At 62.8% G+C, this 6,344-nt stretch carries 7 protein-coding genes; 6 read left to right on the forward strand and 1 reads right to left on the reverse strand.

Annotation, left to right across the window (positions count from 1 at the left end; all coding sequences use genetic code 11):
* Positions 1-994 (reverse strand): NAD(P)/FAD-dependent oxidoreductase (locus ABW043_RS12425; protein ID WP_353921521.1); only part of this gene is annotated, 994 nt, incomplete at its 3' end.
* 10 nt (positions 995-1,004) lie between these two features.
* On the opposite strand from ABW043_RS12425, the gene ABW043_RS12430 reads away from it, so the two are divergent.
* From ABW043_RS12430 to ABW043_RS12455, 6 genes are all read left to right on the forward strand, one after another.
* The gene (locus ABW043_RS12430) at positions 1,005-1,817 is read left to right on the forward strand and encodes a uracil-DNA glycosylase (RefSeq protein ID WP_353921522.1); all 813 of its coding nucleotides are present in this window, start codon (positions 1,005-1,007) and stop codon (positions 1,815-1,817) included.
* A gap of 219 nt (positions 1,818-2,036) precedes the next feature.
* Entirely contained in the window at positions 2,037-3,368 is a 1,332-nt protein-coding gene (locus ABW043_RS12435) for an MFS transporter (protein ID WP_353921523.1), read from the forward strand.
* Positions 3,346-3,882 carry a molybdenum cofactor biosynthesis protein B gene (moaB, locus tag ABW043_RS12440; RefSeq protein WP_353921524.1) on the forward strand — a complete coding sequence of 179 codons (537 nt, stop codon included), beginning with the start codon at positions 3,346-3,348 and terminating at the stop codon, positions 3,880-3,882. The genes ABW043_RS12435 and moaB overlap by 23 nt, the downstream gene beginning before the upstream one ends.
* Before the next feature lie 114 nt (positions 3,883-3,996).
* Positions 3,997-4,818, forward strand: coding sequence for a VOC family protein (locus ABW043_RS12445; protein ID WP_353921525.1), 822 nt, complete (start codon positions 3,997-3,999; stop codon positions 4,816-4,818).
* A 2-nt stretch (positions 4,819-4,820) separates the two neighbouring features.
* On the forward strand, positions 4,821-5,771 hold the full coding sequence (locus tag ABW043_RS12450; protein ID WP_353921526.1) for a glutathione S-transferase family protein: 951 nt from the start codon (positions 4,821-4,823) through the stop codon (positions 5,769-5,771).
* Positions 5,768-6,344 (forward strand): alpha/beta hydrolase (locus ABW043_RS12455; protein WP_353921527.1); only part of this gene is annotated, 577 nt, incomplete at its 3' end. The genes ABW043_RS12450 and ABW043_RS12455, both read left to right, overlap by 4 nt.

The raw sequence follows: 6,344 nt of genomic DNA on the forward strand, positions 1-6,344 counted from the left end.
CGAGGCTTGGCACCGACTGCCAACCACCGGCCGTCACCGCCCTCGCGCCATAGCTGATACGCGTGCCCCCTTCGAGCAGTTTTGCCACGGCAGGATGCGTCTTAAAGCGCTGGAATTCGTCAAAGGGCGAGAGCGTCGGATCGGCATAGTCGAGATAAGTGACCTGCCCGACATAGAGTTTTCTGTCTTCGGCATGGTACACAAAACCACCGCCTGCCGTGGAATTGTCCAGCGGAAAGCCGAGATAATGATCCACCTGCCCCGCATGGTGCTTTTCGGCCGGAATCTCCCAGACTTCCTTGATACCGAGCCCATATTTCTGCGGCTCGCGACCAAGATCGAAATCGCCAATGATCTGTTTTGCCAGCGATCCCCGCGCGCCCTCGGCGATCAGGGTATATTTGGCTTCGAGCGCAATGCCCTCGGCAAAGCCCGATTTCGGATTGCCCTCGGCATCCCGCCCGAGATCGCCGGTAATGACGCCGCGCACTGGCCCATCGCCCGTGCGCAGCACATCCACCGCCGCCGTCATCGGGAAAATATCGACGCCCAGTTCCGTGGCCTGTTCGCCGAGCCATTGCACCAGACGCCCAAGGCTGACAATGACGCCACCCGGCGTCTTCAACTGCGGCGGCACCAGAATGTGCGGCAGGGGAAGATCGTGCGTTTCGGTCAGATAGTGAAACGTGTCTTTGGTCACATCGGGCCCGACCGGCGCGCCCTTCAGCCGCCAGTCCGGCAACAGCGCATCGAGCCCCTTGGGGTCCATCACCGCGCCCGAAAGAATATGTCCGCCGATCTCGGCCGACTTTTCCACCACTGTCACACTAAGCTCGGCATGGCGCTGTTTCAGGCGAATAGCTGCTGCAAGCCCCGAAGGACCAGCACCGACAATCAGAATGTCGGTCGAAATCGTCTCTCGATTGCCAGCTTCGGCCATAGTCCAACCCTCAACGTCGGCAGGCGACTGGTCGCCTCGAATGCGGTGTGACATAACGGGCCCCATGTCTCAAGGTCGAGAACTCAACAAGGCTGAACTGCTCTCCGTGCTGGACTGGTATCGCGCCGCCGGCGTGGATCTTGCCGTCGGCGAGGACCCGGTCGACCGTTTTGCCCAGCCAGCCCCCACGCCTTCGCCGGCCCAGGCACTCCGCCAGGCCGCCGCTGCACCCGCCCAGCCGCCACCGCCCGCCACTGCCGCCATTACCGGCGATCCGTCAGAAGCGCGAAAACTCGCTGCGTCGGCCGGCACACTCGACGAATTGCAAAAGATTCTCGAAGCCTATGACGGCTGCAGCCTCAAGTTCCGCGCCACCCAACTCGTCTTTGCTGATGGCAATCCCGAAGCCAAGATCATGCTGATCGGCGAAGCTCCCGGCGCCGAAGAGGATCGCCAAGGCAAACCCTTTGTCGGCCGCTCGGGCCAATTGCTCGACCGCATGCTCGGCGCCATCGGCCTCGACCGCACCAAGGTTTTTATCGTCAACACCGTCCCCTGGCGCCCACCCGGCAATCGCACACCAACGCCTGAAGAAATGGAATTGTGCCTGCCCTTCCTCAATCGCCAGGTTGAACTGGTCGCGCCAAAGCTCGTCCTGACGTTGGGCGGCCCGGCCATGCAGACGGTGTTCAAGACCACAGCCGGCATCATCAAGATGCGCGGCCGCTGGCAGGACGTGGCGATTGGCACCCACCAGGTCGACGCGCTGCCAACGCTTCATCCGGCCTATCTCTTGCGCAACCCAGCCGCCAAGCAGCAGGCCTGGGCAGATTTGCTGAGCCTGAAGATGAAGATGGACAGTCTGGGGCTGAGCTGAGGGCCATCGCCTGCCACTGGCCGTCATCCTCGGGCCTGACCCGAGGACACTTCACTTCGCCATGCCCTGGTAAGTGCAGAGCCCGAGGGTGACGAACTCCGATAGCCAAGCAACTTTTTGCCCCGCCTCCCCATTTCCGCCCTATCGCTCCTTCTATGTCGCGGTATGGTCACCTTTCGGTGATTTGCAACGTTTCGCTGCCCTTATTGTCAGAGCGCCATGGCTTCCGTCATCAAAATCTACGCCCTGTTCCTTGGCTCGGCCCTGTTGATGTTCGGAGGTGGCCTGCAGGGCCTCCTGCTCTCGGTGCGTGGCGCGGAGGAAGAGTTTTCTCTCCTCGCGCTCGGCCTCATCGGCACCGGCTGGTCGGTCGGCTTCGTTGCCGGCTCCATCATGGTCCCCATGATCGTGCGAAAAGTCGGGCATATCCGCGCCTATTCGGTCATGGCCGCCATCGGCACCATCACCATCCTCCTCAATCTCTTGTGGATCAACGATATCGGCTGGATCGTGCTGCGCGCCCTCTCCGGGTTCTGCTTTGCCGGCGCCGCCATGATCGTTGAAAGCTGGCTCAATGAAGTCGCCGACAACAAGAGCCGCGGCACGATCTTTTCGATCTATGTCACCATCAACCTGACCGCGTCCACGGTCGGCCAGATTGCCATGTCGGTCACCGGCACCGCCGGCTATTTGCCCTTCGTCATCGGCGCGATCAGCTTCATCTGCGCCCTCCTACCCACCGCCCTCACCTCGAGCCCGCAGCCCCGGCCCCTCGCCTCGGCAAAACTCGACTTACCGCTTCTGATCAAGACCTCGCCCGTTGCCGCCGTCGCCGCCTTCTGCTGCGGCATGGCCAACGGCTCGTTCGGCACGCTGGCGCCCGTCTATGGCTATGAACAAGGGCTCGACGCCTCAGGCATTGCGCTGCTGTTTTCCATCGCCGCCATTGCCGGCGCCGTCGCACAGATTCCCTTCGGCCGCCTTTCCGACCGTATCGACCGCCGCCAGGTCATGATCGGTCTTGGTGCGGGCGCCGCCGTGGTGGGCCTCCTCATCGTCATCATCAATCCCAGCGCAGGCTGGCTGATGTATGTGCTCTTCGGCCTTTATGGCCTTGCCGCCAACCCGCTCTATCCAATCGCCGTGGCCCATGCGAACGACTTTGCCAAAGATGGCGATTTCGCCAAGATCGCGGGCGGCATGCTGCTCATTCTCGGCGTCGGCCTTGCCATCGGCCCCGCCATTGCCTCGGTGTTGATGAGTTCCATCGCGCCCATGGCGCTCTTCATCATCACCGCCATCTTCCACGCCGCCGTCGCCGGTTTCGCCTTCATGCGCATGCGCGTCCGCCGCAGCGTCGATGCCGCCAATCGCGCGCCCTTCCAGCCCATGGGCAATGACAAGCAGGTGACGCCGGAATCTATTGTGCTCGATCCGCGGGCTGATAGTGATGCCGAGGATGACGTGATCGTGCGGCACGAGTCGCCGGTCCCCGAAGAGCTGATCGAAACGGTGGAGCCAAAGCGCAATGTTCAAGACGGAACGGTTTGAGGATCGGGCTTTCAGGCCCCTCTCCATCGCTGTCATCGCCGTTTCCGATACGCGGACTCTCGAAACCGATACCGGCGGCGCGCTCCTCAAATCGCTGCTCGAAGCCGACGGCCACACCTGCTTCGAGCGCCAGGTCGTTCGCGACGACATCCAGCTCATCCGCGCGGCCGTCCAGGCCTATGTCGCCAATCCCAAGGTCGACGTGATCCTGACCACCGGCGGCACCGGCTTTTCCGGCCGCGACGTGACCCCCGAAGCCGTCGAACCGCTCTTCGACAAGCGTATGGAAGGCTTTTCCGTGCTCTTCCATCAGTATTCGGCCACCACAGTCGGCACGAGCTCGATCCAGTCTCGCGCCACCGCTGGCCTCATCGGCACAACCTTCGTCTTCTCCCTCCCGGGCTCGCGCGGCGCGTGCCGCGATGCCTGGGAAGGCATTCTGACCCAACAGCTCGACTACCGACACAAGCCCTGCAATTTCGTTGAGCTGATGCCGCGGCTTGACGAACGCTGATCTTCTCTTTTCTCCGAACAACACGTTCAGCATCGTTCGCTTTACGGAACCGATGGTAAAGCGCATTTGAATGGGCAGAGAGCGCGGACAGTCCGCGCCAAGGAATTTTTGCCCATGTCCGCTACGGCCCCCATGCAGATCGGCCTGGTGACGCTCAATGTGCGCCAGGTAGACACGGTCTCCGACTATTATCGCCACCTGCTCGGTCTCGAACTGATCGACCGGGACGGCTCCACCTTGCGCCTTGGCGTCGGCAAGACGCCGCTGCTCGAACTGCGCGGCAATACCGACTTCGTCCAGCGCAATCCGCGCTCGGCCGGTCTCTTCCACACCGCCTTCCTGATGCCCACCCGCAACGATCTCGCCGCCTGGCTGCGCTATGTCGCCAAGGAGCGCATCGGCGTCGGCGGCGCATCCGACCACCTCGTCAGCGAAGCCTTCTATCTCAACGACCCCGAAGGCAACGGCATCGAGGTCTATGGCGATCGCCCGCGCGCCGATTGGCCGAACGACAATGGCCTGATCCAGATGGCCTCGGACCCGCTCGACATCGACGGTCTCCTGCATTTCGACGAGACCGCCACATGGTCCGGCGCGCCTACCGACATGATCGTCGGCCACATGCACCTGCAGGTCGGCGATCTCCCCACTGCCGAGCCCTTCTATTCCGGCGTCCTTGGCACCGACATCACCTGCCACTATCCCGGCGCCACCTTCTATGGCGCCGGCGGTTACCACCATCAGCTCGCGACCAATATCTGGTCGAGCCGCGGCGCCGGTCCGATCGATCCCAAGACCACCGGCCTCGTGGGTTTCGAGCTCATTCTCGACACCCAGGCCCAACGCGACGCCATCACTTCCCGCGCCGGCAACACCACCAACACCCTCACCGATCCGTGGGGGCTCGCCCTCTCGCTCAGCACCAAGGAGGCCTGAAAATGCTCGTCAACGGAAAGTGGACTGCAAACTGGCAGCCGGTGCAGGGCGTCGACGCCAAGGGCGGCTTCGTGCGCCAGACCTCGTCCTTCCGCAACTGGATCACGCCCGACGGCAGCGCCGGCCCGACCGGTGACGCTGGCTTCAAGGCCGAAGCGGACCGCTACCATCTCTATGTCGCGCTGATCTGCCCCTGGGCCTCGCGCACCATTATCGGCCGCAGCCTCAAGGGGCTCGACGAGGTCATATCCATGTCCGTCGTCGAACCCGAACTGACCGACGAAGGCTGGCGCTTCCTGACGCCCGACGCGATCAACGGCGCCACCTACATGCACGAGATCTACACGCGCGCCGATGCCACAGTCAGCGGCCGCGCCACGGTGCCGGTGCTCTGGGACAAAAAGCAAAACACCATCGTCAACAATGAGAGCGCCGATATCCTGCGCATGCTCGATTCCGGTTTTGGCGACCTCGCCTCGAACGAATACGACCTCTATCCGGAAGCCTTCCGCGCCGAAATCGATGCGCTCAACGACTACATCTACCCGCGCCTCAACAATGGCGTCTATCGCGCCGGTTTCGCCACGACCCAGATCGCCTATGACGAAGCCTATGCTGACGTTTTCGCGGCCCTCGACAGCCTGGAAGCCCGTCTCGAAGGCAAAGACTTCCTCTTCGGCGACGCGCTGACCGAAACCGATATCCGCGCCTTCGTGACGCTAGTCCGGTTCGACGCCGCCTATCACGGCCTCTTCAAGACCAATCATAGGCGTATCGCCGACTACAAGAACCTGCAGGCCTATATGCTCCGCATACTCGACATTCCGGGCATTCGCGAGACAGTCAATATCGACCACATCAAGCGCGGCTACTATTCCATCAAGTCGCTCAACCCCAATGGCATCGTGCCGCGCGGCCCGTTCATTCCCGGACTTTATGAGGTGGCAGCATGAGCGACAGTCTCGTCATTCTCCTCCACGGCGTCGGCAGCTCCGGCGCCGATATCGGCGGCTTGGCCCCTGCACTGGCCCCCTCGCTGCCGAACACAAAATTCGTCGGCCCCGATGGTCCCGGCCGGTTCAATGGCGGCTATCAGTGGTTCAGCGTCGTCGGCGTCACAGCGGAAAACCGCCCCGCCCGCGTCGACGCCGCGCGCCCGGCCTTTGACGCAATCATCTCCGATATCATCGGCCGCGAAGGGTTTGCCGGGCGCCTCGACCGCGTCGCCCTGGTCGGCTTTTCGCAGGGCTCGATCATGGCCCTCGACGCCATCGCTTCCGGCCACTGGTCGGTCGCCGGTGTCGTTGCCTTCTCCGGCCGCCTCGCCTCGCCCGAACCGCTCGAACCGGTGAAGGGCGCAAAACTGCTGCTGGTTCACGGCACGGAAGATCACATGATGCCGGTTTCCGAAGTCGCCAATGCGGAGGGAAAGCTCTCGCCGCTTGGCGTCGTCACCAGCAACTTCATCCAGCCCGGCCTCGGCCATTCGGTCTCCGCCGAAGGCGTCGCAGAAGCGGCAAAGTTTC

Source organism: Devosia sp. (assembly GCF_040509215.1).
In the GTDB taxonomy this organism is placed as follows: domain Bacteria; phylum Pseudomonadota; class Alphaproteobacteria; order Rhizobiales; family Devosiaceae; genus Devosia.

What these genes read in the sequence shown, in the direction of transcription:
- ABW043_RS12450 (WP_353921526.1), top strand. Translation starts at nt 4,821, where the DNA reads ATGCTCGTCAACGGAAAGTGGACTGCAAACTGGCAGCCGGTGCAGGGC.
- ABW043_RS12445 (WP_353921525.1), top strand. Translation starts at nt 3,997, where the DNA reads ATGTCCGCTACGGCCCCCATGCAGATCGGCCTGGTGACGCTCAATGTG.
- ABW043_RS12435 (WP_353921523.1), top strand. Translation starts at nt 2,037, where the DNA reads ATGGCTTCCGTCATCAAAATCTACGCCCTGTTCCTTGGCTCGGCCCTG.
- ABW043_RS12430 (WP_353921522.1), top strand. Translation starts at nt 1,005, where the DNA reads ATGTCTCAAGGTCGAGAACTCAACAAGGCTGAACTGCTCTCCGTGCTG.
- moaB (WP_353921524.1), top strand. Translation starts at nt 3,346, where the DNA reads ATGTTCAAGACGGAACGGTTTGAGGATCGGGCTTTCAGGCCCCTCTCC.